This is a genomic window from Streptomyces sp. NPDC002133, assembly GCF_040296405.1.
Lineage (GTDB): Bacteria > Actinomycetota > Actinomycetes > Streptomycetales > Streptomycetaceae > Streptomyces.
Map to the genome: position 1 here is coordinate 1 of NZ_JBEOXF010000089.1, position 24,319 is coordinate 24,319.

At 68.6% G+C, this 24,319-nt stretch carries 17 protein-coding genes and 7 pseudogenes; 13 read left to right on the plus strand and 11 right to left on the minus strand.

The annotated features are described in order from the left end of the window. The 6 genes and pseudogenes from ABT078_RS39765 to ABT078_RS39790 form a co-directional block, all read right to left on the minus strand. On the minus strand, nt 1–746 hold a 746-nt coding region (locus tag ABT078_RS39765; protein WP_351236866.1), incomplete at its 3' end, for a transposase. 166 nt (nt 747–912) lie between these two features. Next, nucleotides 913–1,155: pseudogene (locus ABT078_RS39770) on the minus strand (cryptochrome/photolyase family protein); the annotation flags it as partial. A 15-nt stretch (nt 1,156–1,170) separates the two neighbouring features. After that, nucleotides 1,171–2,544, minus strand: a pseudogene (locus tag ABT078_RS39775) (cryptochrome/photolyase family protein). Nucleotides 2,545–2,583: 39 nt separating this feature from the next. Further along, on the minus strand, nt 2,584–4,155 hold the full coding sequence (locus tag ABT078_RS39780) for an SDR family oxidoreductase (protein ID WP_351236868.1): 1,572 nt from the start codon (nt 4,153–4,155) through the stop codon (nt 2,584–2,586). A gap of 265 nt (nt 4,156–4,420) precedes the next feature. After that, the gene (locus ABT078_RS39785) at nt 4,421–5,311 is read right to left on the minus strand and encodes an SDR family oxidoreductase (protein ID WP_351236870.1); all 891 of its coding nucleotides are present in this window, start codon (nt 5,309–5,311) and stop codon (nt 4,421–4,423) included. Nucleotides 5,312–5,393: 82 nt separating this feature from the next. Beyond that, nucleotides 5,394–7,514, minus strand: a complete 2,121-nt coding sequence (locus tag ABT078_RS39790; protein ID WP_351236873.1) for an MMPL family transporter — start codon at nt 7,512–7,514, stop codon at nt 5,394–5,396. Between the two features lie 78 nt (nt 7,515–7,592). Between ABT078_RS39790 and ABT078_RS39795 the strand changes: the two genes are divergently transcribed. The 4 genes from ABT078_RS39795 to ABT078_RS39810 all read left to right on the plus strand — a co-directional run bounded on the left by ABT078_RS39795 (nt 7,593) and on the right by ABT078_RS39810 (nt 11,263). Further along, nucleotides 7,593–8,087 (plus strand): MarR family winged helix-turn-helix transcriptional regulator, encoded by a 495-nt coding sequence (locus ABT078_RS39795; protein ID WP_351236875.1) that lies wholly within the window; start codon nt 7,593–7,595, stop codon nt 8,085–8,087. A gap of 958 nt (nt 8,088–9,045) precedes the next feature. After that, entirely contained in the window at nt 9,046–9,630 is a 585-nt protein-coding gene (locus tag ABT078_RS39800; RefSeq protein ID WP_351236877.1) for a fasciclin domain-containing protein, read from the plus strand. Between the two features lie 206 nt (nt 9,631–9,836). Beyond that, the gene (locus ABT078_RS39805) at nt 9,837–10,115 is read left to right on the plus strand and encodes a hypothetical protein (protein ID WP_351236879.1); all 279 of its coding nucleotides are present in this window, start codon (nt 9,837–9,839) and stop codon (nt 10,113–10,115) included. 641 nt (nt 10,116–10,756) lie between these two features. Then, entirely contained in the window at nt 10,757–11,263 is a 507-nt protein-coding gene (locus ABT078_RS39810; RefSeq protein WP_502981537.1) for a DUF427 domain-containing protein, read from the plus strand. A gap of 156 nt (nt 11,264–11,419) precedes the next feature. Here the strand turns inward: ABT078_RS39810 and ABT078_RS39815 are convergent. The 3 genes and pseudogenes from ABT078_RS39815 to ABT078_RS39825 all read right to left on the minus strand — a co-directional run. Then, nucleotides 11,420–11,764: pseudogene (locus tag ABT078_RS39815) on the minus strand (ISL3 family transposase); the annotation flags it as partial. Between the two features lie 499 nt (nt 11,765–12,263). Continuing rightward, nucleotides 12,264–12,914, minus strand: a complete 651-nt coding sequence (locus ABT078_RS39820) for a fasciclin domain-containing protein (RefSeq protein WP_351236884.1) — start codon at nt 12,912–12,914, stop codon at nt 12,264–12,266. Between the two features lie 84 nt (nt 12,915–12,998). After that, nucleotides 12,999–14,629, minus strand: a pseudogene (locus tag ABT078_RS39825) (molybdopterin-dependent oxidoreductase). Between the two features lie 457 nt (nt 14,630–15,086). Between ABT078_RS39825 and ABT078_RS39830 the strand changes: the two are divergent. Next, a complete protein-coding gene (locus ABT078_RS39830) occupies nt 15,087–15,290 on the plus strand; it encodes a cold-shock protein (RefSeq protein WP_351236887.1) in 204 nt (67 codons plus the stop codon). A gap of 66 nt (nt 15,291–15,356) precedes the next feature. Here ABT078_RS39830 and ABT078_RS39835 read toward each other — a convergent pair whose 3' ends face one another. Then, entirely contained in the window at nt 15,357–15,623 is a 267-nt protein-coding gene (locus tag ABT078_RS39835; RefSeq protein ID WP_351236889.1) for a hypothetical protein, read from the minus strand. 97 nt (nt 15,624–15,720) lie between these two features. Here ABT078_RS39835 and ABT078_RS39840 point away from each other — a divergent pair, with 97 nt between their 5' ends. From ABT078_RS39840 to ABT078_RS39870, 6 genes and pseudogenes are all read left to right on the plus strand, one after another. Then, the gene (locus ABT078_RS39840) at nt 15,721–16,182 is read left to right on the plus strand and encodes a GNAT family N-acetyltransferase (RefSeq protein WP_351236891.1); all 462 of its coding nucleotides are present in this window, start codon (nt 15,721–15,723) and stop codon (nt 16,180–16,182) included. A gap of 239 nt (nt 16,183–16,421) precedes the next feature. Beyond that, nucleotides 16,422–17,042: pseudogene (locus tag ABT078_RS39845) on the plus strand (TSUP family transporter). A gap of 513 nt (nt 17,043–17,555) precedes the next feature. After that, nucleotides 17,556–17,948, plus strand: a complete 393-nt coding sequence (locus ABT078_RS39850) for a hypothetical protein (protein WP_351236893.1) — start codon at nt 17,556–17,558, stop codon at nt 17,946–17,948. Nucleotides 17,949–18,436: 488 nt separating this feature from the next. Beyond that, nucleotides 18,437–19,267 (plus strand): annotated as a pseudogene (locus ABT078_RS39855) (alpha/beta fold hydrolase); the annotation flags it as partial. A gap of 815 nt (nt 19,268–20,082) precedes the next feature. Continuing rightward, nucleotides 20,083–21,312: a PP2C family protein-serine/threonine phosphatase gene (locus ABT078_RS39860; protein ID WP_351236901.1), complete on the plus strand. Its 1,230-nt coding sequence runs from the start codon at nt 20,083–20,085 to the stop codon at nt 21,310–21,312. A gap of 680 nt (nt 21,313–21,992) precedes the next feature. Further along, the gene (locus ABT078_RS39870; RefSeq protein ID WP_351236895.1) at nt 21,993–22,217 is read left to right on the plus strand and encodes a hypothetical protein; all 225 of its coding nucleotides are present in this window, start codon (nt 21,993–21,995) and stop codon (nt 22,215–22,217) included. Nucleotides 22,218–22,225: 8 nt separating this feature from the next. Here ABT078_RS39870 and ABT078_RS39875 read toward each other — a convergent pair. Continuing rightward, a pseudogene (locus ABT078_RS39875) lies at nt 22,226–22,330 on the minus strand (TetR family transcriptional regulator); the annotation flags it as partial. Between the two features lie 408 nt (nt 22,331–22,738). Here ABT078_RS39875 and ABT078_RS39880 point away from each other — a divergent pair. Both ABT078_RS39880 and ABT078_RS39885 read left to right on the plus strand, forming a co-directional pair. Beyond that, a complete protein-coding gene (locus tag ABT078_RS39880) occupies nt 22,739–23,359 on the plus strand; it encodes a recombinase family protein (protein ID WP_351236897.1) in 621 nt (206 codons plus the stop codon). Nucleotides 23,360–23,433: 74 nt separating this feature from the next. Next, the gene (locus ABT078_RS39885; protein ID WP_351236899.1) at nt 23,434–24,174 is read left to right on the plus strand and encodes a class I SAM-dependent DNA methyltransferase; all 741 of its coding nucleotides are present in this window, start codon (nt 23,434–23,436) and stop codon (nt 24,172–24,174) included. Nucleotides 24,175–24,319 lie beyond the last annotated feature (145 nt).

A 24,319-nucleotide genomic window follows, 5' to 3' on the forward strand; every position in this document is an offset into this window, starting at 1 on the left:
GCCTCGCGGCGTGCCCGGCGTTTGGCCCGCCGGGTGGCGGACCGGGTCCGCTTCGCCTGCAACTCCGCCCGCTTGCGGGCGTGCCAGCGCCGGTAGCGGCCAAGCCGGCGGCCCTGGTAGTTGGTCCCGTCGGACGTGGTGGCGAGGTTGGCGATGCCCCGGTCCACACCGATCCAGTCCACCGGGTCAGTGTTGAGCGGCGCTTCGGGAATCTCGCAGGTGGCGATCAGGAACCACATGCCGTCCCGGTGCACGAGATCCGATTCGCCCTTGCGGTATTTCTCGAGCATCGCCAACTGGCCGGGGTGCCCGGTGTACCGGACGGATTTGATCCGCCCGGCCACGGTCCAGACGCTGACCGTCCGTGTGTCGTGCTGCCAGGACAGGATCCGGTCGTCGTACGGCTGGGCCGCATCAGGACGGAAGACGACCGGCTTCGACTCCGCGCGCCTGCGCCGCGGCGACCCGACCGGACCGAGGTTTCCCGCCCGGATGTTGGCGCGCAACGTGGTGTAGGCGTCCACGACCTTCTTCACCGTGCGCACGGCCGGCTGGGCAGCAAGCCCGAACTCCGCCTTCAAGCGGGCGTAGACGAGCTTCTGCAGTTCGTTGCGGGTGGTGGTGCCCGTCTCGTACGCCACCGCCGATGCGGCATCAGCAGCCCGGTTGCACACGGCCAGGGTCGCCGTCAAAGCCGCCGCCACCTCCGGCGACGGCAACAGCTTCACCTGCACCACGACCTTCACCCCATCAACCTAACCGCCACCACTGACAGCAGCCGAAAGCACAGGTCACGACAGATACGCAGGGAACTCCGCCGCTTCGCGGCTCCGCGCCGAGGACCCATTCCTCCCCGCCTTGAAGGCCGGGACCTCCTGGGAGAAATCAGGTGAATGGTCATCTGGCCGCGCCTGCCGCCCGTGCCAGCCCCGCCCGGTAGGTGTCGGCCCGCAGGTAGGTGTCCCGGTCGCCGAGTTCGGCCGCCCGGTGCCGCATCGCGGAGAGCACCAGGTGCGCTTTGGCGCGGTGGAACCGCCTGCGCCGGAACACCGACCGCGCCTCGATCATCAGCAGCGGTGCATCGCGGGTGAGTCCGCTGCCCTTCGCAAGGTGCAGAAAGTGGGGACCGAGCTGATCACCGAACAGCCAGTGCATGCAGTCGTGCCTCCTTCAGTCCCGTCCGCGGGCGTGCTTGAACCGCGTCAGGCCATCCGCAAGGCTGATCAGTGGCTCCGGATAGTCCAGGCACGTCCGTTCAGACTCGGGCAACCTCCACGGTTCGTGGATCCTCGTGGTGGCCACATCCCGTAGTTCCGGCACCCAGTGGCGCACGTAGGCGCCCTGCGCATCGAAGCGCTTTCCCTGGATCACCGGGTTGAGCACGCGGTGGGGGCGCGTGTCCGTGCCGGTCCCGGCCATCCACTGCCAGTTCAGCTGGTTGTTGACGATGTCCCCGTCCACCAGCAGGTCCAGGAAGTGACGCGCACCGGTGCGCCAGTCCACCTACAGGGTCTTGGTGAGGAAGCTCGCGGCCAGCAGCCGGGCCCGGTTGTGCATCCACCCCTCGTAGGTGAGCTGGCGCATCGCCGCGTCGACCATGGGGTAGCCGGTGCGGCCCTCCTTCCACACAGCGATCTCCCCTGCGGCCTCCTCCTCGGAGCGCCAGTCGTCGTCGCGTGTGCGGTAGTCGCGTACTGAGGACTCCGGCCGGGCGGCCATCACCTGGTAGTGAAAGTCGCGCCAGCACAGCTGGCGAACGAACGCCTCCGCCCCGGGGCCACCGCGTGCGCGCGCCCGCTGAACGACTTCGGCGGGGGACAGCGCGCCGAAGTGCAGATAGGGCGACAGCCGTGAGGTTGCGTCACCGGCCAGATCGTCGTGTCGGTCCTCGTAGGCGGCGAGATCGCCGCGGGCCCAGCTGGTCAGACGCCGGCGCCCTTCGCTCTCGCCGCCTGCCGGAACCCCGGGGGAGACACCCGGCCCGGTGCCGCGGGTCGGTAGCGGGTCGCTGTGCAGGTCGTTCGGAACCGGCACCTTGCGCGGGGCGGATCCCGGCGCACGCAGCTGTACCTGGGACCAGTGGCGGAAGTACGGCGTAAAAACGGCGAAGTGGTCGGAGCCCGTCGGCACCACGGCACCCGGCGCGACGGCCGTCACCACGGCGTCATGCACGACCAGCCGCACACCCCTTGGGGCCGACTCTTTGCGCAGCAGTTCCTCACGCCGGTGCGCGAACCGGGTCACCCCGGCCGCCATGTGCACCTCGTGTGCGCCGCACTGGGCGGTGACCGCACCGACCTCGTGTGCCACCGGCCCGGCGCGCAGCACCAGCCGGCCGCCACGCCGGCGCAGCGCGGCGTCCACGTCGGCAAGACAGTCGGCCAGGAAGGCACCCCGGTTGGGTGCGTCGAACCCTGCGGCGTGGATATCGGGGTCGAGCACGAACAGCGGCACCACTTCGTCGGCAGCGCGGAGCGCTGCCCGCAGCGGGGGACGGTCATGCACACGCCAGTCCGAGGTGAACAGGACGACCGCGACGGTCATGCGCCACTCCTGGTGTCGGGCCCAACTACTGGTGCGGGTCTATCGGGACCTCCTTCCGAGAGGGGGTGACTCACGGATGCGCTCCGCGCGCGGGTTCTTCGCGTGGGCGCTCATCCCTTTGGCAGCGGCCTGGGTGATGTTGCGCGCCATACCGCCGAACACCATGGCGTGAAACGGCGAGACACTCCACCAATAGGCGTGACCGAACAGCCCGCGCGGATGGAACAGGGCACGCTGCCGGTAGCGGGTGCGGCCCTCGTCGTCCTGCTCCGCGTACATCTCCAGCCATGCCATGCCCGGCAGCCGCATCTCCGCCCGCAGCCGCAGCAGATGCCCGGGCTCGATCTCCTCCACCCGCCAGAAGTCCAACGAGTCGCCGACCCGCAGATGCTGGGCGTCGCGGCGCCCGCGGCGCAGCCCCACACCCCCGACGAACCGGTCCAGCCAGCCGCGCACTGCCCAGGCGAGAGGGAAGGAATACCAGCCGTTGTCGCCGCCGATGCCTTCGATCACCTTCCACAGGGCTTCGCGGGGCGCTTCGACCGTGAGCTTCCGCTCGTCCTGGTAGAGACTGCCGCCGGCCCAGTCCGGGTCGGTGGGCAGCGGATCGCTCGGCGCACCGGCCAGGGCCGCCGAAGACCAGCGGGTCGCGACCTGCGCCTCGCGCACCCGCCGCAGCGCCAGGGCGAGGGCCGTGTCGAACGGCAACGGCTCCTCGGAGGAGTCGGGTACATAGCGGGCGATGTCGTGCTCCCGGCAGACGACCTCGTGACGCAGCGACTCCGTCAGCGGCCGGGCGAGGGAGGCGGGCACCGGCGTGACGAGACCGACCCAGTGGCTGGACAGGCGGGGGGTGAGCATCGGCAACGGCACGATCAGCCGTTTCCGCAGCTGGGCGACGGAGGCGTAACGGCGCATCATTTCCTGATAGGTGAGAACGTCCGGGCCGCCGATGTCGAACGCCCGGTCGACATCATCCGGCATAGTGGCCGAGCCGACGAGATAGCGCAGCACGTCGCGCACCCCGATCGGCTGGGTCCGGGTGTGCACCCAGCTCGGAGTGACCATGACCGGCAGCCGTTCGGTCAGGTAGCGCAGCATCTCGAAGGACGCCGACCCGGAGCCGATGACGACCGCGGCCCGCAGTACGGTGGCGGGCACCAGCGCGTCGAGGAAGATCTGCCCGACCTCGGCCCGGGAGCGCAGATGCGGGGACAGCGACCGCTGCGGGATGCCCCGCGGCGTGAGCCCACCCAGGTAGACGATCCGCCGCACACCCGCGGCATGCGCCTGCTCGGCGAACGTCCCGGCCGCCCGGCGATCGGTCTCCTCGAACCCCGAACCGGTACCGAGGGCGTGCACCAGGTAGTACGCGACGTCGATGCCGCGCAGGGCCTCGGCGACCGAGCCGGCGTCGGTGACATCCCCCTCGACTACCTGAGCGCGGCCCGCCCACGGATGGTCACGCAGCTTGCGCGGATTGCGGGCCAGACACCGCACTCGGTGGCCGACCTTCAGCAGCTCGGGCACCAGACGCCCGCCGATGTACCCGGAGGCGCCGGTCACCAGACAGTGCAGTTCGCCTGTGCTTGAGGGTCGGCCAGTGTTCATGTCCAGCTCCTCCACCACTCGCGCGTTCGTGCGCCTGCTGTTCCGATCATGGCCGCAGCAAGGCGACCGTGCCCTTCACGGTGAGTCGGCCACCGCTGGTCGTGACGAGCGATCTTGTCGATCGCGTGTGCACCGCGTGCTGCAGCGCCGTACACACGAGCCTCTTGATGCCGACGCTCGGGATACGGCGTGTGTGCGGCGACCCACGCACCGACTTCCTGTCGCACCGGATCCTTGGATGCAGCGTGCCGGCACCCTCGCCCGTTCAGCGGCCGGCCGAGCCGGTGTGCTTGAGGGCCGCCCGGCCACCGGCTCCAAGAAGCCCAGTGGCTTCGAAGGGCTCGGATGCAGCGAGCCGCGGGAGCTCCCGCCGGGAGAGCATCGTGACCACGGGCGGCATGGCGGCGCGCACGAGCTGGGCGGCGCGCAGCCAGGAGGGCATGTAGACGGCCGGTCGCCGCCGTTCAATCGCCGAGACCAGCCGCCCGGCGACATAAGCGGCTGGGTACACCTTGCGGGCGGGCGGCGGCATGTGACCGCGCAGTTCGCGCAGGACCGGATGCTCGTCGGCGTCGCGGATCATGTCGGTGTCGGTCCAGTTGATGTAGGCGATGCCGACAGCTACGTGCCGGTGAGCCAGTTCCGCGCGCAGCGAGTGGGCGAACGACTCCACTCCGGCCTTCGAAGCACAGTAGGCGCTCATCATGGGCGCAGCGCCGATGGACGCCAGGGACGCGACCTGAAGGAAGTACCCCTGGGTGTCGAGCAGTGCCGGGAGGAAGGACCGGGCAGTGATGGCACTGCCGATCAGGTTCACCTCGACCACTCGCCGCCATGTCGCCGGGTCCGATTCCTCGAAGGGCCCGCCTTCTGCCACACCTGCATTGGCGACCACCACGGACGGGGCCCCGAGGCGTTCACGGACCTCCGCGGCGGCCCGGGCCATGCCGGCATCGTCGGTGATGTCGACCTCCCAGCACCACGACTCGCCCGGCAGCGAGTCCCGGACCTGGGCCAGCGTCTCTTCCTCCCGGCCCAGCAGCGCCACCTTGGCGCCCCGATCGGAAAGCTTTCTGGCCAGGGCCTCACCCAAGCCGCGGGCAGCTCCCGTCACGACAGCAGTCCTGCCGCGCAGCGGGCTCGTCCCATACGACATCGAACACCTCCTTCTCCGGTCACGCCCTGCCCTTGGCCACGGTAGGACAGGGCGATGCAACCGGCCTGGCACGCACACGTCTCTACGCGTGCACGTTGCGGCGCTCCGCTGCTGCATCGTGCGACCCACGGTTGCGGGCGGGCGCGCTCGGCCACCACGCCTTTGGTCCGATGTCCATCACCAGCGCGGGCACCAGCAGTGAGCGGACCACGAGGGTGTCCAAGAGGACGCCGAAGGCGACGATGAACGCGATCTGGACCATGAACGCCAGCGGGATCACCGTCAGGGCCGCGAAGGTCGCCGCGAGGACCACGCCCGCCGAGGTGATGACCCCGCCGGTCGTGGTCAGTCCCCGCAGCACGCCCTGGCGGGTGCCGTGCGTGAGCGTCTCTTCACGCACGCGCGACATCAGGAAGATGTTGTAGTCGACGCCGAGCGCCACCAGGAACACGAACCCGTACAGCGGTACCGACGCGTCCGTGCCGCTGAAGCCGAGAAGCTTCTCGAAGACGAGCGCCGAGATCCCGAGCGTCGCCAGGAAGTTGAGCGCCACCGTCGCCACCAGAAGTACGGGGATCAGCAGCGAGCGCAGCAGCAGGACAAGGATCAGCAGGATGATGCCGAGCACGACGGGGACGATGACCGCCCGGTCACGTTCCGCGGTCTGCTGCGTGTCGTACTGCTGTGCTGTGTAGCCGCCGACCAAGGCGTCCGCGCCCGGCACCGCATGTACGGCGTCGCGCAGCCGCTGGACCGTCTCCTTGGCGGCGTCGCTGTCGGCAGCCGCCTCGAGGGTCGCGTCGATACGTACCCGGCCGTCCACCACGAGCGGTTCACCCGCTCCGGGCCGGCCCGACGCGGACACGGCACCGGCCGACGCCACCCCTTCAGTGCGTGCGGCTGCGGCGGTCACTTCTGTGGCCTTGCCGGCTTCGGCGATGATGACGGCCGGGTTTCCCGAACCGCCCGGGAAGTGCTTTCCGAGGGTTTCCTGCGCCGCCACCGAGGGAGCCTCGTTGACGAAGATCTCGTCAAGCGGCACACCCTTGGAGGACAGCGTCGTGGAGAAGGCGGCGAAAGCCGTGAGGACGAGGACGGTCGAGACCCACACACGCCGCGGCGCCCGGTCAACGAGCGCGGCGACCCGATGCCAGACGCCGTGCCCCTCCGCCGCGGCGTCCGACGGCTTCGGACGGGCCGGCCAGTAGGCGGCGCGGCCGAACAGGACCAGTACGGCCGGCAGGAACGTCAGCGTGGAGAGCACCGCACACACGATGCCGATGGCACCGGCCGGCCCAAGAGCGCGGTTGTTGGTGAGGTCGCTCGCAAGCAGCGCCAGCAGGCCCAGAGCAACCGTCGCTGCACTCGCGGTGACCGCCCCAGCCGAGCGGCGTACCGCGGCGAGTACGGCGGCCGCGCGGTCCCGGCCCACCGCGAGTTCCTCACGGAAACGGGCGGCGAGCAGCAGTGCGTAGTCGGTAGCGGCGCCGATCACCAGAATGGAGAGAATGCCCTGCACCTGGCCGTCCACCCGGACCACATCCCCCTCCGCCAGCGCATACACGACCGCGCACGCCAGGCCGAGCGCCAACACCGCGCTGAGAATGATCACGAACGGCAGCAGCACGCTCCGGTAGACGAGCAGCAGGATCAGCAGCACCGCCACGAGCGCCACACCCAGCAGCAAACCGTCGATGCCAGCGAACGCGTCGGACAGATCAGCCTGACTCGCCCCAGGGCCGGCGATCTGTGCCACCACCCCCGGCACGCCCTTCGCAGCATCGCGCACCTCGTCGAGAACAGCAGGCAGTTCCTCGCCGAGGGCCGGCTCCAACTGGACGACGGCCTGCATCGCCCGCCCGTCCTCGGAGGCCAGAGCGGGAGATGGCTGCCCGACAAAACCCGGACGCCCAGCGAGCCCGCTGACCGCCTGCGTGGCTGCTGCCTGCTGCGCCTCAGTGACCCGGCCCTTGTCCGCAGTCCACACGACGATCGCCGGCAAGGTCTCCGACTGGTCGAACGCCTGACGGGCCTCGAGCACCTGGGTGGATTCGGCGCTGCGCGGAAGAAATGCGGCCTGGTCATTGGTGGCCACCTCGCCCAGCTTGCCGGCGTAAGGGCCGAGCGTCCCGCCGATGCCCAGCCAGACGACCAGCAGAACCAGCGGCACCAACCAGCGGGCCCAGCGCGGTGCGTTCCTCATCCATATCCCCAAAGCAATCGGCGACGACTATGTCATCGATCGAGTATGTCAATCGTCAAGAGACTCTATACTGGTCAGATGCGCAGCACCGAAGCCCCATCGCCACTTCCGTCCGAGGACCCCATCGGGTTGCACGCATTTGCCGTCCTGCTGCGCCGCATGAACGCCGAGTTCAACCGGATCGCCCAGGAGTTCGCCCAGGCCCAGGGGCTGCACCTCACCGACGTGCAGGCGCTGATCGCCATCCTCGACGACGACCGCGACGACGACGCCGGGCCCATGACGCCCGGCAGGCTGCGCAAGCAGTTGAATCTCACCTCAGGTGCCATGACCGCCTGCCTCGACCGGCTCGAGAAGGCCGGCCACCTCCATCGCGTCAGAGCCGCCGACGACCGCCGGGTAGTTCACCTGCACTACGCCGAGGCGGCCAAGGAGGTCGCGCGGGACTACTTCATGCCCCTCGCCCGCGGCACCGACGCCGCGCGCGGCCGTTTCACCCCCGAAGAACTGCGCGTGGTCGTCCGCTTCCTCGCCGAGATGAACCAGGAGCTCGCCCAGCTGCGCCCCCAATAGGGAACCGCCACCAGGCCCGCCCATCAGTCGCGCACAGGTGCATCCGCCCGACACTCGCGCCACGAAGAGGCGGCATGAAGCTCAAAGACGAACTTCGCCCGTCGACCACCACTTGGCGACGGTGTGCCGCTACGGATCCGCCTTCTGTGGCACCCCGCCCGCTCGCCTTCGGGTTCCTCCGCTAGGCAGCCGACTCCCCGGTCGTCACCAGCCTCCCTGCGCCCGGCTTCAGCCGGGTGCCGAAGCGAGGCTTGCAACTGCTTCCCGATCAGACCGGCCGGCGAATGGAATTCGCCGCTGCTCGGAGTGCCCTGTCGCAGTGCAAGTCAGCGTCCGGTGGCGCATCTGCCGACCGGGGTGGCGTTGAAGAACAGGCGTGGCGTCGTTCCGTCGTTCGCACTGCACGACACCCATGCCGGCCCATTCCCTGGGATCGGCACAGACGCTGCGTGAGAGGGAGAGACAGGATGACGGTGCATGTCGACCCGGCGGCCTTGGCGGAGATAGCGCTTAGCAACACAGATCCCGCTCTGCTTGGCGAGCACCGCATCCACCTGATCGTTTGCTCCGAATGCCGACGCGAGCTCCACGCCCTGCGCTCCGTGGTTCGAGCGGCGCGCTCCGCCAACCCTGACGACCTGATCACCGAGCCGCCTGAGCGTGTGTGGCGATCGATTCAGCAGAGCATGCGCATGCAAGGGCGTTCGCAGGCAAGCCCCTCCGAGCCTTCCGCTCCGGCGAACGCTGGTGCGAGACCTCCTCGTAGGCGTTACAGCCCGTAGCTGGCTCGCGGGCTGGTCACGCCCGCTCCGGTCGTCCGCCGAAGCGGGAGCTCGAACCACTTACGCAGGCCACAGTGATACAGGCATCCAAAGGGCCCACTTCGAGCGAAGTGATTATGTGACGGGACGGGCAGCAGCACGAGCCCCGTCACCCCCGCACAGCAAAGGTGAAACTCATGACCACCACCCATCGCTACAGGAGCGCTGCTCTCGCCGGAGCCGGTGCGCTTCTCGTACCCCTCGCATTGACGGCCCTCGCCCCGGTTGCCCACGCCGGCCCGGTCGCCGAACCATTCGGCCCCGGCTGCGCCTCGTTGCCGACCAGTGGTGAGGGCAGTGCCGCCGGGATGGCCGACGACCCCGTCGCCACCGCGGCGTCCAACAGTCCCGAGCTGTCCACTCTCGCCAGCGCCGTACAAAAGGCCGAGCTCGTCGACACGTTGAACAACGCCGAGGACATCACAGTGTTCGCGCCGACCAACGACGCGTTCGAGAAGATCCCGAAAGCCGACCTCGACAAGATCCTCAACGACAAGAAGCAGCTGACGGACCTTCTCACCTACCACGTGGTCGAGCAGGACGTGACCGTGAGCGAGCTCCCCGACGGCACCTTCAAGACAATGCAGGGCGGCCAGATCAGCACCTCCGGGTCAGGGGACTCCTTCAAAGTGAACGACTCGGCGTCGATCGTCTGCGGAGACCTCGCCACCGAGAACGCAACCGTCCAGCTCATCGACACCGTGCTGATGCCCAAGTCCTGACAGGACCCGATCGGAAGGGGACATGTTGACGCTGTCCTTCCGTAGATGGGCACCGGCCGAGCCATCCAGCTCGCGTCTCTTCAGGCTGCCGTTCAGCGGCACCTGCCCCGTGGCGTTCCTGACCACAACCAACACCTGCGCGGGCCGCTGCAGCGACCGGAGGCAACAGCCCTCCACCCAAACGATCCTCAGTTAAAGGAGCAGCCATGCTCGTCAAGAAGCTCTACGATGCCGGCCTGAAGAGCGAGCACGCCTATACAGCGGCGTTCGCCTCGATCGGCCTGTCCGCCGCCTCCTGGTTCGTCTCCGTCAAGGCCGAAGCCCGCGGCATCGAGCGGGCCGACCGCTGGGGCATCTTCGTGGGCGAATGGGCACCCACGTTCTTCGCCCTCGGGCTCGCCCTCGCCAATTACGAGCGCGAAAACATCATCACCCCTGAAAAGGTCACCGAGCGTACCTACTCCTCACCCACCTCGGACGTATAACTCACCCACAGGGCCTCCGCACAGAGCGACGGAGCGCCGCGGCGAGCCCGCGACCGTCCACGAGTGGCCGAAGAAGAAGGCCACGGCAAGGAAGACGACGAGGCGTAGCCGCCAGGCCCTCCCTCCTCCGGCACAGTCACGCGTCGGCACTGTTGCCAGCGAAGGAGCCGAGCTGCTCCGCCAGCTCTTCGGCGCAGCCGCCACACCCGGCACCAACCTCGCTGTGCAGGCGCTCGCCGGCGACTCCCCGAAGCCGCATCCGGACACCGACCCCCTCTACTTCTCGAATCTCACCTGACGTCGGCCGAGGCGCCTCTGCTGAGGACCGCCGCCCCGTCACCCTCCGGCCCGCACGCCGGGCAGATGATCGTCATCGTCGGCCGCCTGTACGTCATTGACGTTGTCTGGCTCGGCTGACCGCTTTGTCTTGCGCGCCCCGGAGCTCTGTCGGCCCCGGACTGCGCCGGGAGGGCGACGTGCCAGCGGCCCGTGGTGAGGGAGGGCGGCCTGGCTTGTCGGCTGCCAGTCCTTCCCAGAAGCGGGCTGGGCAGGGACTTCATGAACCCCCTGCTTGACGGATTCGTGAAAGAGGAGAATACCGATCGGCAGGTGGAAGGGCCCATGCATGGCGAGGTGAGCCGATGGGACACAGGGGTAAGGAGCAAGACGGTCGTGCGCGCACCGAATCGGTGTGGGAGTATCCGCGCCCGCCGCGGGTGGAACCCGACACACGGCACGTGGAGGTGCTCCACGCCGGTGTGACGCTGGCGGACTCCTGCCGCTGCCTGCGCGTCCTGGAGACCAGCCATCCACCGGCGTTCTACATCCCGCGCCACGACGTGCGTGTGGAGTGGCTGTCCCCGTCTCACAGCAGGACCTTCTGCGAATGGAAAGGGCGGGCCAACTACTGGAATCTGGCACTCAAGCCGAACAGCCCGCCAGTTTTCAATGCCGCTTGGAGCTACGAGGACCCGGCCTCCGGCTACACGCAAATCGCCGGCTACCTCGCGTTCTACCCAGACAGGGTCGACATGTGCACCGTGGACGGTGAGCGCGTGCGGGCCCAGCCGGGAGGCTTCTACGGCGGCTGGATCACAGACGAGATCATCGGTCCGTTCAAAGGCAGGTCTGGAAGCCAGGGCTGGTGAAAGTCCGCCGAATCGAACATTCCGGGGCGCCGCAGGGCCGCTGCGCGGGGACGGACCGTCACTGACCGCCAGTAGCGAAACGCTGTCATGTCGGGGCCGCGTCGTTCGGGTACCCGGTCGTGTCGGGAGGCCGGGGGTGGGTTCGTCGCGGGTCGACTCCTTGACCACGGAGCCGAGCTGGCCGGCCAGGCGGCTGGTGCGGCGCTGGTAGCGCTCCACGACGCCGGGAACCTGCTCGCGGAACGTCTGCCGTGGGCAATCGAGCACTGGGCACACCAACCGCCACAACGTCACCGAGACGACGACCCGCCGTCCGTCCACCGGCACGTCCACGACCATCCGCCCGTGGAACCCGTGCACCCGCCCTGTCGGCGTCCCGCAGGCACGGCACCGGATCATCCCGGGTCCCCCCGTCACCCGGATCAGGCCGCCGTCGTCCGCCACATCCTCGATGACCAACCCCGACAACACCACGCTCACAAGCCCGTTGACATCTCGCACAACATGCCAACGAAGCCCGTCACTCCTGGTTACCACCGATTACGGGCCAGAGACGCTCGTTTGACAGACCCTGCACACGACGGGTGTCGCGGCCGGACGCCGGAGGCGAGGGCGGAGAGAGGACGCCGCCTGGACGGGCCTCGGAATTCACGTGGGAGGACCTCGAAGTCGCGGTCTGCTAGCGGCAGACTTGGAGAAGGCAGGGCCGTCCGAAAGTGGGGCCAACAGCGTTGCCGCCTGGCATGGCCGCTGCGCACGGCCTGTGCCTGTGGAGCAGGTGTGAGCAGCGCGGCATAGGTAGCCAGCCAGAATGCCGAAGATCGCGTGACCCGGCTCCTTGTCCTGGCCGGGTCCCGTTGAGCCTGTGCGGATGGCGTGATGCCGTTGCGGCAGACGGGTGCCCGTCCGTCGCCGGCGGCAGGGGTGGCCACTGGGGGAGAGCCCGTGGCCCGGCATGGTGTCGGGCCACGGGCGGTTGCATGTGCGGACGGTCTGACTGCTACTTCGGCATCAGGACGGTGTCGATGATGTAGACGTTGGCGTTGGCGGTCTTGACGTTGCCGCAGACCACCGAGGCGGTGTCGTTGACCTTGTAGGACTCGCCGGAGCCGTTGGTGGTGACCGTGCCCTTCTGCAGGGTCTCGAAGGAGCCGTTCTCCAACTGCTTCGGGGTGAGCTTCTGGCCGACCACGTGGTAGGTGAGGATCTTCGTCAGCATCTCCTCGTCGGCGAGGACCTTGTCGAGGTCGGCCTTCGGGATCTTGGCGAAGGCGTCGTTGGTCGGAGCGAAGACGGTGATGTCCTTGGCGTTGTTGAGGGTGTCCACGAGACCGGCCTGCTTGACCGCGGCGACCAGGGTGGACAGGGCCGGGTTGTTGGACGCGGCGGTGGCGACCGGGTCCTTGGCCATGCCGTCGAAGGAGCCCACGCCCTCCTTGGGCACGCTGGCACAGGCCGGGCCGAAGGGCTGGTCCATTGTCATCGCGCCGTCGGCGGGGGTGCTCTCGCCCGTCTTGGCCGAGTCTCCGGCGGCCGCGGTGGGGGCGGCCTTGGTGTCGGAGGTGGAGTCGGAGCAGGCGGCCAGCGAGAAGGGCAGCAGGACGGCTGCCGCCACGGCAATCCCGGTACGGCGGATTTGCATGCTGTTCATGATCAATTTCTCCTTGAAGAGATGGTGCGGATCTAGGGGTGTTTCTGCCGGACCTTGCGCCTGGGTGAGGCCGGTCGGGTGGTCTCAGGGGACGGTGACGAATACGCTGTGCCAGCCGCTCGCTCCGTCGGGAATGGTCCGGGCGCGCTCCTCGGTCTGCACCTGACCGGTGCCGTCGGTGGCGCGAACGGTGATCGTGTGCCCGCCGGGTGGGGCCTGCCAGCGGTAGGACCACTGGCGCCAGGTGTCGAGGGTGTCCTGGGCCGCGAGGTCGGCGCCACGGGCCGTCGTCGATGCGTACCTCGACGCGGGTGATGCCGCGGTGCTGTGCCCAGGCGACGCCGGCGACCATGACGGTGCCCGCGGCGGGACGGGCGAACGGCTTGGGGGGTGTCGATGCGGGACTGGGTCTTGATCGGCGCCCGACGGGACCACTTGCGTTTGACCCAGTACGGGTCGTAAGTGGCGAAGGTGGTCAGCTCGATGTCCGCGATCCACTTGCACGCCGAGACGTAGCCGTACAGGCCCGGGACGAGCATGCGGACGGGGAAGCCGTGGTCGAAGGGGAGCGGCTCGCCGTTCATGCCGACTGCGAGCATGGCGTCGCGCCCGTCCGTGAGGTCCTCGACCGGGGAGCCGAGCGTCATCCCGTCCACCGAGCGGGCCACCAGCTGGTCGGCCCTGCCGCCCTTGGAGGGCGGCTTGACCCCGCATTTGGCCAGGATCTGGACCAGTGGAGCGCCGAGCCAATGGGCGTTGCCGATGTGGGGGCCGCCCACCTCGTTGGAGACGCAGGTGAGGGTGATGTCGCGTTCGATCAGCGGGCGGGCCAGGAGCTGTTCGAGCGTGTAGGTGCGGGGGCGGGTGACGCCCTTGCCGTGGATGCGCAGCGGCCAGGTGCCGGCGTCGACTTCGGGGACGACGAGGGCGGTGTCGACGCGGTAGAAGTCCCGGTTGGGCGTGGTGAACGCGCTGATCCCGGAGACTTTCAACTGCGCTCCGGCCGGAACCTCGGGGGCCGGTGAGGCGGGGGCGGGCAGGGCGAGATTCTTGCGGGAGGCGATGGCTCCCTGGCCGCGCTGCCCGGACAAGGCACGCCCCAGGACGCCGGCGCCAGTGGCGGCCGCGGCGGTCACGGTCGCTGCGGTCAGGAACCCCCGCCGGCTCCATCCGCCCCCGGTGCCCTCATCACCCGAGGGTGAGCTGGCGGAGGTGGCTTTGCCCGCCAGAACGAACAAGACGGCAGCACCTGCGAGCGCACCGGCGAGGGAGGGAAGCACATCACCGGCGCCCTCCGAGTCGGGCCTGCTCAAGGCCGCCACCGCGCCGACGAACCCGAACACCAGAACCCCGGCCGCCCCCATACGCCGGTACTGCACCGCCAGGACGCCCAGGATGAGCGCGAACAGGGCCAACACGAGCAGGATGCCGAGCTGGAGGACGAGCTTGTCGTTCTCTCCGAACGTGCGGATCGCGAAGTCCTTCACCGCGGCCGGGGTCCGGTCGATGACCGAGCCCCCCACGACGGTGACCGGGCCTGCGGCCGGCCGCACCAGGCCGGCGACCAGCTCGGCCACGGCAAGCGCCGTGAACCCCGCCAGAACTTCAGCCAGCCCCCCCGGGCGGTGCGGGTGATGGTGTTGCGGAAGCTGCTCACGGCCTGCATTCGGCTCCACCCGCCCGGCGGATCGGTCTGCCACCCGAACGAGTGGCATCTGCCGTTCCGAACACGTTCAGGGCCTGCGGACGGAAGCCGCCTCAAGCCCTGTCTCGTCCGACACGCCACGGGGTGGGGATGGACGGTGTGGCAGGGGGCGGTCGTGAGGCAAAAGGGAGGGCCACCAGGCTCGGGGCCCGAGGTCGCAGATGAGGGCGGGGACGAGGAAGAGGCGCACGCCGGCCCGCCGCCCGAAGCCGACGCGTGCCCTGGGGGTCCCGCACCACGGAAACGACCCGACAGCCAGACGTTCTTGGCATCCACCACACGGAACGGCGGCGGTCCGGGCACGCGGCCGTGTAGCGTTCGCTTCCAGCTGTCGTGGTTCCGAAGTCCCTTCCGCCCGTGAGCACCTGCACGGGCGGTTTTGCTGTTCAGCATCGCTGAGGACCCGGCGATCATTTCAGGCTTCCGCACGGTGCGGTAGCCGACATCGAGTCCCTTGGAGGGCGTGCATGGCCAGCGGAACCGTGAAGTGGTTCAACGCGGAGAAGGGCTTCGGCTTCATCCAGCAGGACGGCGGAGGCCCCGACGTCTTCGCCCACTACTCCAACATCAACAGCACCGGCTTCCGTGAACTGCGGGAGGGCCAGCAGGTGACGTTCGACGTCACCCAGGGGCAGAAGGGCCCGCAGGCGGAGAACATCACCCCCGCGTGAGCCAGGCGCCTGTCCGTCCCCGCGCGAGCGGGGACGGACAGGATCGCGCCGCACCGGCGCACTGCTTCACCCCTTTTGCTGCCGCGGGCAGCCGTGCTGTGCGGCCAGTCCGCGTGCCGGCTGCAGCTCGGCCGCAACCTTCTCCTCGGCCGGCGCGCTCTCGGCGGCGAGGCCGGGCACCGAGACGGCGGCGGTGTCGTCCTCGAGCGCCGTGTAGAAGACGGTTGCGCCCTGCTTCGTGCGCTCGCCCAGGCTCTTGGAGATGAGGGTGCTCAGTGCGTTGCGCACCAGATGGCTGTTGGTGACTGCGCGCTCCGGGTGTGCCTCAGCCAAAGCCTTGACCAGCTCGCCGGCTGTCCGCGGCTCGCTGGTGAGGAGGCCTTGCCGAGCACCGCGGCAGGCCGTCACCGCACACATCGCACGATCGGAAGTGGACAGATTGAACGACTCGTACGAGTTGAGCGAGGGCGTGCCCTCCGTCGAGGTCTTCCGCCGCTTGCGCACCGATGCCGGCCTCTCGGACAAGGCCCCCGAGGCGGTCGCGCTCGCCCTGCCCAACACATGGCACGGGGTGGTTCTTCACCACGATGGGGAGCCCATCGGCATGGGCCGCATCATCGGTGACGGAGGCACCGCGTTCCAGATCGTCGACATGTGCGTCCACCCCGCACACCAGGGCCGCGGCCTGGGCAAACGCATCATGGCCGCGCTCACCGCCGAGCTGGAGCACCGGGCGCCCGCCACCGCCTACGTCTCGCTGATTGCGGACGGCCCCGCACGCTTCCTCTACGAGAAGTTCGGCTTCGCCGATACCGCCGTGCACGACTCGATCGGCATGTGCCGCGTCATGGGCGAAAGCCCTGGGTTCAGCGGATCACCTGCCGAGCCATAGACAGTTGCTGCGCCCGGCCGCCGCACCCGCGGCTGTTCCATCGAACGAAAATGCGGACGCGTCCGGCTGCTCCTGCCGCTCATGAACATCTTGTTGCAGGCCACCCTCACGGCGGCCGAGGCGCTGATACTGACCGGGCGGGCGAAACGGGGGCACCGGTGGACTGGACATTGGCGGGAGGGCTGGCCGCCGGTCTGCTGATCGCGTTCGTGACCGCGCCGGTGGGCGTGTCCGGGGCCGTGTTCCTCCTTCCTGTCCAGTTGAGCGTCTTCGGTGTGCCCGGCCCGGCGGTCACCCCGACCAATCTGCTGTTCAATGTCGTCGCCGGACCCGGCGCCCTGTGGCGCTACCGCCGCGACGGCACCATGCGCGGCGATCTTGCCCACCGCCTGGTGCTGGGCACGCTGCCGGGTGTCGTGCTCGGCGCCGCCATCCGCGTCTTCGCCCTCGCCGGCCCAGGCGTCTCCGGCTGCTGATCGCCGCCCTGCTGCTCCCGCTGCCTGTGGCTGTGCCTGCACACTCTCACCCCGGCACACCATCAGCCGCCGCCCGCAGGCGAGTTGCCCCCACGCACACTCACCGGTCTCGCCCTGGCGGTCGGCGTGGTCGGCGGCATTTACGGCATCGGCTCCCTCCTCGGCCCGATCCTCGCCGGACGCGGCCTGCCCGTCGCACGCGTCCGCCTGGCCGTGCTCGCCGCCACCTTCGCCACCTCCCTCGTCGGCGCCGCCACCTACGCGCTGCTGTCCCTGGTGAGCTCCGGAGACGTCGCCCCCGACTGGTGGCTCGGACTCGCCTGCGGCACCGGCGGACTGCTCGGCGGCTACCTCGACGCACGCCTGAAGCGTGCAACAGCGTGAGGTTGCCGCGGATCATTCCTGCTGTCACGGATTCGGCGACCAGCAACATGTACGGGCCGGGCACCGCCGCGGACGACGGTGGTGATCCCGCCGAGTTCCACCAGGACCGTCGTCCGGGCGGTGACTGAGCTCCGGCGTACAGGGTGCGGCCCAGGTCTGTCCGGCTCCGCCGAGGCCGAGTGCCCAGGCGGCCTGGCTGCGCGAGAGCGCCTGCTGCGTCGTTGGGCTGTGTGGTTGAAAGGTGCCTTTATCGTGAGGACGGTTCGGTGGTCATCTGCTACTGAAGGGGAGTGCTCTCTGAGACCAATGACCCGCTCGGATCCGGGTCCGTCCGTGCCTCGGTGACCGAGGAGGAGATCTACCGATCCGCTGCGTCCCGCGGTGGCGCGGAGGCGTCGGTGGTGGCCTTCACCTACGGTGTCCTCCGAGCGCTGGGCCACTGTACGGAGGAACGCAGGCAGACCGGGTCAGCATCGCGAGCCGACCGGCCTGAACTGGTGTAAGCAAGCTCGTATGGACAGCAGTCATCCCGACGAGGAACTGGCCGGGCGATGCGACCTGTGCGGCGAACCCGTCCTGGGTGACCAGGGGCTCTGCACGCACGTACGAGACTCATCGTTCATCCATCCCCAGGATCCCAGCCTCGACGGCGAGCGCCCCCTTGTGGCGTGCTCACCTGAGCACCTCACCGAGTTGATCAAGGAGAGCGGCAATCGGCCGTACACCGAGGCGGAGCTGTGGGCCGGGAAGATCGACCGGGTCCTCGCCGAGCACCCGCGCGGGCTCAGCCTGTACGCGCTGGCCGTGGAGTCCGGTCTCACCCAGGCGCAAATCGCCGAGGCTGCCATGTGGGCGGCCCACGCCTTCGGCTCGTCCCCAAGGGTATCCCCCGCCTCGGACCGGTAGACCCGTTGTCCATCAAAGGCAGGCCGTCCACGTCCGCCGGGTGAGGAGCACCTGCAACTCTGAAGCAGCTCCGCTCTGAGCGGCTCCGCCTTTCGCCGTGGTCTCGGTCTTCGGGGCCGTGGTCGGTGAGCTCCTGTCCTTGGAATGGCGCGTTGTGAACAGGAACTCCCTGCGGCCGGCAGACGAGTGGCATCCCCGTGGTGACGCCGGAGCAGCGTCGGCTTCCCCATGGGGAGGACCTTGACATTCCGGCTGGGGAATTGCGTGGTGTTCCACAAGGCAACACCCATCAGAGTGACAACCCAGAACAGCGGCAGGCCACACACGCATTGCTCCGCTTGTGTGCTTCGAGCGCCCGCCACGCCTCTCGCAGAAGCGGTTACACCGACTGCCGTACCGATTTCACCCGATTGGCCTGGATGAGCTGGCTCGGCGCCCCGGACGCGTAAAGCTGATTGCCGTAGGGCCTGACGGAAGGTGTGAACAGAATGAGTGCGGTCCATGGCATACGACGCCAATCACGGCGTCTCCACGGGCCGGCGGCTGGATTCGCCGTCGCTGCCCTGTGCGCGGTCTCGGCGGCACCGGCTTCAGCGGATGGTGGCGCAGGCGGCGTCAAGCCCACCGTCGTGCTGGTGCACGGCGCCTTCGCCGACGGTTCCAGCTGGAACGGAGTGGTCAAGCGCCTGCAGCGGGCGGGGTATCCGGTCATCGCTCCCGCCAACCCGCTGCGCGGGCTGGCCAGTGACGCCGAGTACGTCCACAGTGTGCTGAAGAGCGTGGAGGGACCGGTCGTGCTCGTCGGTCACTCCTACGGCGGCTCCGTGATCAGCGAGGCCGCCGTCGGTGACGCCCAGGTCAAAGCGCTGGTCTACATCGCGGCCTTCAGTCCCGCGGAGGGGGAGAGTTCCCTGGAGCTGTCCAACAAGTTCCCCGGGAGCACTCTCGGCCCTACCCTCAACAACGTGCCCTTCCCCCTTCCCGGCGGTGGCACCGGCACCGACCAGTACATCAAGGCCGACAAGTTCCACGACCAGTTCGCCGCCGACGTGCCCCGGTCAGTCACCGACCTGATGGCCGCCACCCAGCGTCCCGTGGCCGCCTCGGCCCTGGAGGAGAAGGCCACCAAGGCCGCCTGGAAGACCATTCCCTCCTGGACTCTGATCACCACCGAGGACCGCAACATCCCCCCTGCCGGGCAGCGCTTCATGGCCCAGCGCGCCCACGCACACACCGTCGAGGTCAATGCGTCCCACGCGGTCTCGGTCTCCCAGCCGGGCGCGGTCGCCCGCCTGATCGAGCAGGCAGCCAAGGCCAGCGCCACCACGGCGACGACCGCCACCGAACCTTCCGGCCCGACCCTCGCGAAGACCGGCTCCGGGTGGCCGACCACGCAGGCGATCGCCCTCGGCGGCATAGCCGCTGTGTCGGTGGCCGCCGGGTCTGCCGTCATCTTCCTCGGCCGCCGGTGGCGCTCGGAAACGAAGAACGGTCGCTAAGACTCGCCCCGCGACCGCAGACGTGCGGCTCAGGTTCGCACCTCCTCGAACTGCAAGAAGCGGCGCCGCAGCGCTGCGGCGGCGCGTGCGCCGGCGAGCAGGACGAGGGCTGGCCGTCGGTCGGCGCTGCCCGCCCTTGCCTGCCGGAGGGGAACCGTGCCCGAGCTTCACGTCACCTGGTAGACCGACCTGGACGCGGCCGACCCGGTCGACGCCGCCCGCAAGGCCCTCGCGATCCAGCGCAACACCGCTTCGTGGGCCACCGTCTTCACCGTCCACGGCGACGCCCAGACGGTCACCGTCGACCTGGACCCCGAGCATCTCGACCCGTCCGGCGGCGCCGCCCCGCACGTCGTCCTTGCTGCCTGATCACTTCTCCCTCGCTCCCGCGACCAACGCTGTGTAGATCGGTTCAGCACTCGCCGGATGCTCGCTTCCCATACTCCACAGTTTCACCGCATGAATGCGCCGATCTCGCACCGCCCGAAGGGCCGGGGAACAGGGGAACGGACCGCGGACGACGTGGGCCGACATGCCGCGTTTGGCGTAATGAGCCGGTCGGGCGGGCGTTCCCGGTCACGTTGTGTGCAGGTGGTGACCGGGGTGGTGGCGGGAAGGAGGTGGCGAACCAGGTTATGGGCGAGGTGAGGGTGGATCGGTCGGAGGGTTTCGGTGAGCGGCTGCTTGGCGTGCTGCTGGACAGGGCGCGGCTGCTGCCGCCGCAGCTGATCGCCCCGCTGATCGCGGATGAGGTGGCCAGGATCGGAGGTTGTGACGTTTCCATCCTGCTTCAGGACTACGCGCAGGAGTTGCTGGTGCCGTTGCCGGGCAGCAAGCTGCACGTCGGCCAGCCTGTGCCGGTGGGCGACTCTTCCGCCGGCCGGGCCTTTTTGCGCGGTGAGGTCGTCGAGGTGGCGCAGAGCCCTTCGGGTGTCCGGATGTTCCTGCCGCTGCTGGACGGCAGCGACACGGTGGGGGTGATGGCCCTCACCCTGGACGCTGTGGGCGACGACGACCGGCGTCTGTTGCGCAGGCTCTCCGGTTTGGTCGCCGACATGCTGGTCACCAAGAACGCCTATACCGACCAGTTCTTCCAGGCTCGGCGCCGTGAGCCGATGAGTGTCTCCGCGGAGATTCAGTGGACCCTGCTGCCGCCGCTGACGATGTCCGTGCCGCAGGTCGAGGTGGCCGGCATTCTGGAGCCCGCCTACCGTGTCGCCGGCGACAGTTTCGACTACGCCCTCAACGGCAACATCCTGCACGCGGCCGTGATCGACGCGATGGGCCATGGCCTGGACGCCGCCACGATGGCAACTGTGGCCATCGGCGCCTACCGTCATGCCCGGCGCGTATTCATCAGCCTGGCCGAGAAGTACGCGTTCATGGACGATGCCATCTCGCGGCAGTTCGGGCCCGACCACTTCGTCACGGCGCAGCTGATGCATGTGAACACCGCCACCGGTGAGATGGAGTTGGTCAATGCGGGCCACCCCGCGCCGCTGCTGATCCGCGACGGCCGGGTCGTGCAGCAGCTGGAGAGCGCGACGACGCTGCCCATCGGCTTCGGCGGTGAGATGCCCCGGATCAGAGAGCACACGCTCCAGCAAGGCGACCGGGTGCTGTGCTACACCGACGGCATCATCGAGGAACACGTCGGCGACGGGGAGCAGTTCGGCGAGGAACGCCTCATCCGCTGCGTGAACCGCCTGGGGGAGGCGGAGCCGTCGCAGGGGCTGCGGGCGGATCTGCGCCGGCTCTCCCACACGCTGAAGAGGGAACGGAGCGGGCGCACCAGCGACGACGCCACCCTCTTCATGATCGAGTGGCGCGGAGGCCCCGCCGACCACCTCGCGGTCCTTGACTGAGCGCCCGCGCGTCAGGCCCGATCACGTCGCCGGCGACAAGGGCTACAGCTCGAAGGCAATTCGCACCTGGCGGCGGCGCCGGAACGTCCCCCACGCCATCCCGGAACGAACCGGCCAGACCGCCAACCGGGCCCATCGCACGGCAGCCAGGGTGGCCGCCCGGCCCCCTCCACGCCACGTGACGAAGAGGCTTTCCACGCTCGGTAAAGCAGAACGCAAGGGGGCTACACACCGCTCCAGCGAGTGACCCGGACGCCCTCGAAGTGGTCGGTAAAGACCAGGATGCGCTCCTGTCTCTGGCTCAGGTGATCCATCACCACGTCCTCACTGCACAGACCCGGCAGGCGTCGGCACGGCGAAGGGGCGGTTCACAGCCGTCCCGGCGAAGATGACCCGGCCCTGGTGCTGCTCATCGGCCTCAACACCGTGGCCGATCGCGACCGCCAGAGCTGAAGCCGCAGGGGATCGGAGTACATCACGCAGTTCTCGACGGTGCGGACGATCTCCACGTCGTTGTTCACCGCGTCCCGCAGCACGATCACCGGCTTCGTTCGCGGGCGTCGTCGTCCACTGCCATGGTGCTCGGCCACCAGGCCAGGTCGATACGCCGATGTGGATCGGCCCGCGGCTTTGTGCCTGGTGACTGGTCCAGCTGCTGGTGCGGGGGCAGTCTGGTGTGTATGGGTAATGCGCCGATCGTCGTGTACCGTCCGTCTGCGTCGGGTGGCCGGCGGGTCACGATGCACTCGCATGGCCGGGACGAGATCCTTGGCACCGCCTTTTCGGATCAGGACCTGGTCGTCTTCCTCGAAGCCGCCGGGATCTCCGACGCGGAGACGGTGATGGATGATCCGCGCTGGGTGGAATGGCGCGGCGGGCGCGCTCATCAGTGGACTGCTGCCTGACAGGCAGAGCGTGAGGCGGGGGCGGACAGGGTCACCTGGTCGAAACCGGCCTCATCGGCGAGTTCCGCACCAGCGAGCGTCAGCCGCTCCGGGCTCAGTCCTGCCCGAACCACAACCATCACCTACTCTCAGTATGCCTATGAGGAGTATGCATCCATCTACCTACAACATATAGGCAAACGATGTATCACCTTAAGGTTTGGTGCACTCTGCCGAATGGGGCGAGCGCGACGGCAGGGCCGGCGAAGCCGCACGGGCGCCCCCACCTTGATTCGCACAAACGGTCCTTTGCCCGAGAAAGATCAAGAAGGATTGCGCGGGGACCGCGGAGCGCGGGATCGGTTCGCAGAACTTGCTCTCCGAGAAGTCCGCGAGCGGGCCGCCACTGGCTACAGCCTCGAAGCCGCCGGCAAACCTGACCCGCTGATCCGCTGGATCGAGGAAGAACCTTCCGACCGCAGCCTTCCGTTCTATCCCTGGCGCCCTCCAGGCCGTACCGACCCTGAGCAGGTGAGCGTCCCATGACGACCGTGTCTTCGCTCCGGCGGACACCGTCGGCCCCGGCCGTCGTCGGCTACGTCTGCGCGGCCGCAGGCCAAAGCCCCGTCCCGCAGATCAACACACTCATGCGCGCAGGCGTCGCGGAAGAGGACATCTACATCGTGCGCACGAACGGCCACAAGACCGCCTGGCCCGAGAGGGACCTGCTGCTGCCCCGAAGCCGCTCCGGCGGCACCATCACGATCACCCGGCTCGACCGGCTCTTCTACTCCGTCCAGAACCTCATCATCGTGGGCACCGAACTACGAGATCGCAGCATCCGGCTCCACGCCGTCGAGCAGAACATCGACAGCAACAGCCTCGAAGGGCGAGGCTTCTTCGGCATGATGTCCGTCTTCGCCACCCTGCACCACGAGTTCGTACTCGCCGCCACCAACGACGGCCTGGCCGCCGCCCGCGCCCGCGGCAAGACCGGCGGACGCAAGCTCAAACTCACACAAGACCAGGTCGACGAACTCCTTCAGCTCCACAGCACGGGCGCATCCGTCCAGCAGCTCGCTTCGACCTTCAAGGTCTCGCGCGGCACGATCTATCGCCACATCAGCCTCGCCAGCGAAGAAGCGAGCTCGCAGACACGATGAAATGAGACGGGACAACTGTGATGGCCGGCGAAATTCACGCGCGCCGTGACGAGCTGCGCCAGTACGGTCTGGCGATGGATGATCAGGACGGTTACTTCGGAGAGCGTGTTGCGGCGGCCTACGACGAGTCGTCAGGGGGCATGTTCGAGCCGGGCGTCATCGACGAGACGGTCGGCTTTCTGGCGGGCCTGGCCGATGGTGGCCGGGCCCTTGAGCTGGGCATCGGGACGGGGCGCATCGCGTTGCCCTTGGCGCGACGCGGAGTCCCGGTCCACGGCATCGACTTGTCACGAGCGATGGTTGCCCGGATGCGTGCCAAGCCAGGCGGTGACGCGATCGGCGTCACGGTCGGCGACTTCGCGACGACGAGAGTGGACGGGACGTTCTCCGTCGCATATCTGCTCTTCAACACGATCATGAATCTGACGACGCAGGCGGAACAGGTGGCATGTTTCCGCAACGCTGCCGCTCACCTGGAACCCGGAGGCTGTTTCGTCATCGAGGTCCTGATCCCCGAACTGCGAAGGCTCCCAGCCGGGCAGAACGTCGTGCCCTACCACGTGAGCCCGACGCGGTGGGCCTTCGACATCTACGACGTCGCCACCCAGGCGACGAGTTCGAACTACATCGAAATCGTCGACGGCCGCGGCGAGTACAGGTCTATTCCCTTCCGATATGTGTGGCCGTCGGAACTCGACCTGATGGCCCAGCTCGCCGGGCTGCGACTACGCGAGCGGTGGGACGGATGGACGCGGGAAGCCTTCACAAGCGAGAGCCGTCAACATGTCTCGGTCTGGGAGAAACCCGCCGACTGACCGCCAATCGGGCGCCCTCTTGCGTCCCCAGGGCTGAGAACAACGGGGAAGCCCTCTCCGTCAAAGTAGATCGAGTCAGGCATACTGGATGATTCATTGAGTCGAGGGCGGAGAAGGAGTAGTGCCCGGGTGGCCAGCACGAATG

What these genes read in the sequence shown, in the direction of transcription:
- ABT078_RS39780 (WP_351236868.1), bottom strand. Translation starts at nt 4,155, where the DNA reads ATGAACACTGGCCGACCCTCAAGCACAGGCGAACTGCACTGTCTGGTG.
- ABT078_RS39785 (WP_351236870.1), bottom strand. Translation starts at nt 5,311, where the DNA reads ATGTCGTATGGGACGAGCCCGCTGCGCGGCAGGACTGCTGTCGTGACG.
- ABT078_RS39790 (WP_351236873.1), bottom strand. Translation starts at nt 7,514, where the DNA reads ATGAGGAACGCACCGCGCTGGGCCCGCTGGTTGGTGCCGCTGGTTCTG.
- ABT078_RS39795 (WP_351236875.1), top strand. Translation starts at nt 7,593, where the DNA reads ATGCGCAGCACCGAAGCCCCATCGCCACTTCCGTCCGAGGACCCCATC.
- ABT078_RS39800 (WP_351236877.1), top strand. Translation starts at nt 9,046, where the DNA reads ATGACCACCACCCATCGCTACAGGAGCGCTGCTCTCGCCGGAGCCGGT.
- ABT078_RS39805 (WP_351236879.1), top strand. Translation starts at nt 9,837, where the DNA reads ATGCTCGTCAAGAAGCTCTACGATGCCGGCCTGAAGAGCGAGCACGCC.
- ABT078_RS39810 (WP_502981537.1), top strand. Translation starts at nt 10,757, where the DNA reads ATGGGACACAGGGGTAAGGAGCAAGACGGTCGTGCGCGCACCGAATCG.
- ABT078_RS39820 (WP_351236884.1), bottom strand. Translation starts at nt 12,914, where the DNA reads ATGAACAGCATGCAAATCCGCCGTACCGGGATTGCCGTGGCGGCAGCC.
- ABT078_RS39830 (WP_351236887.1), top strand. Translation starts at nt 15,087, where the DNA reads ATGGCCAGCGGAACCGTGAAGTGGTTCAACGCGGAGAAGGGCTTCGGC.
- ABT078_RS39850 (WP_351236893.1), top strand. Translation starts at nt 17,556, where the DNA reads ATGGACAGCAGTCATCCCGACGAGGAACTGGCCGGGCGATGCGACCTG.
- ABT078_RS39860 (WP_351236901.1), top strand. Translation starts at nt 20,083, where the DNA reads ATGGGCGAGGTGAGGGTGGATCGGTCGGAGGGTTTCGGTGAGCGGCTG.
- ABT078_RS39870 (WP_351236895.1), top strand. Translation starts at nt 21,993, where the DNA reads ATGGGTAATGCGCCGATCGTCGTGTACCGTCCGTCTGCGTCGGGTGGC.
- ABT078_RS39880 (WP_351236897.1), top strand. Translation starts at nt 22,739, where the DNA reads ATGACGACCGTGTCTTCGCTCCGGCGGACACCGTCGGCCCCGGCCGTC.
- ABT078_RS39885 (WP_351236899.1), top strand. Translation starts at nt 23,434, where the DNA reads ATGGATGATCAGGACGGTTACTTCGGAGAGCGTGTTGCGGCGGCCTAC.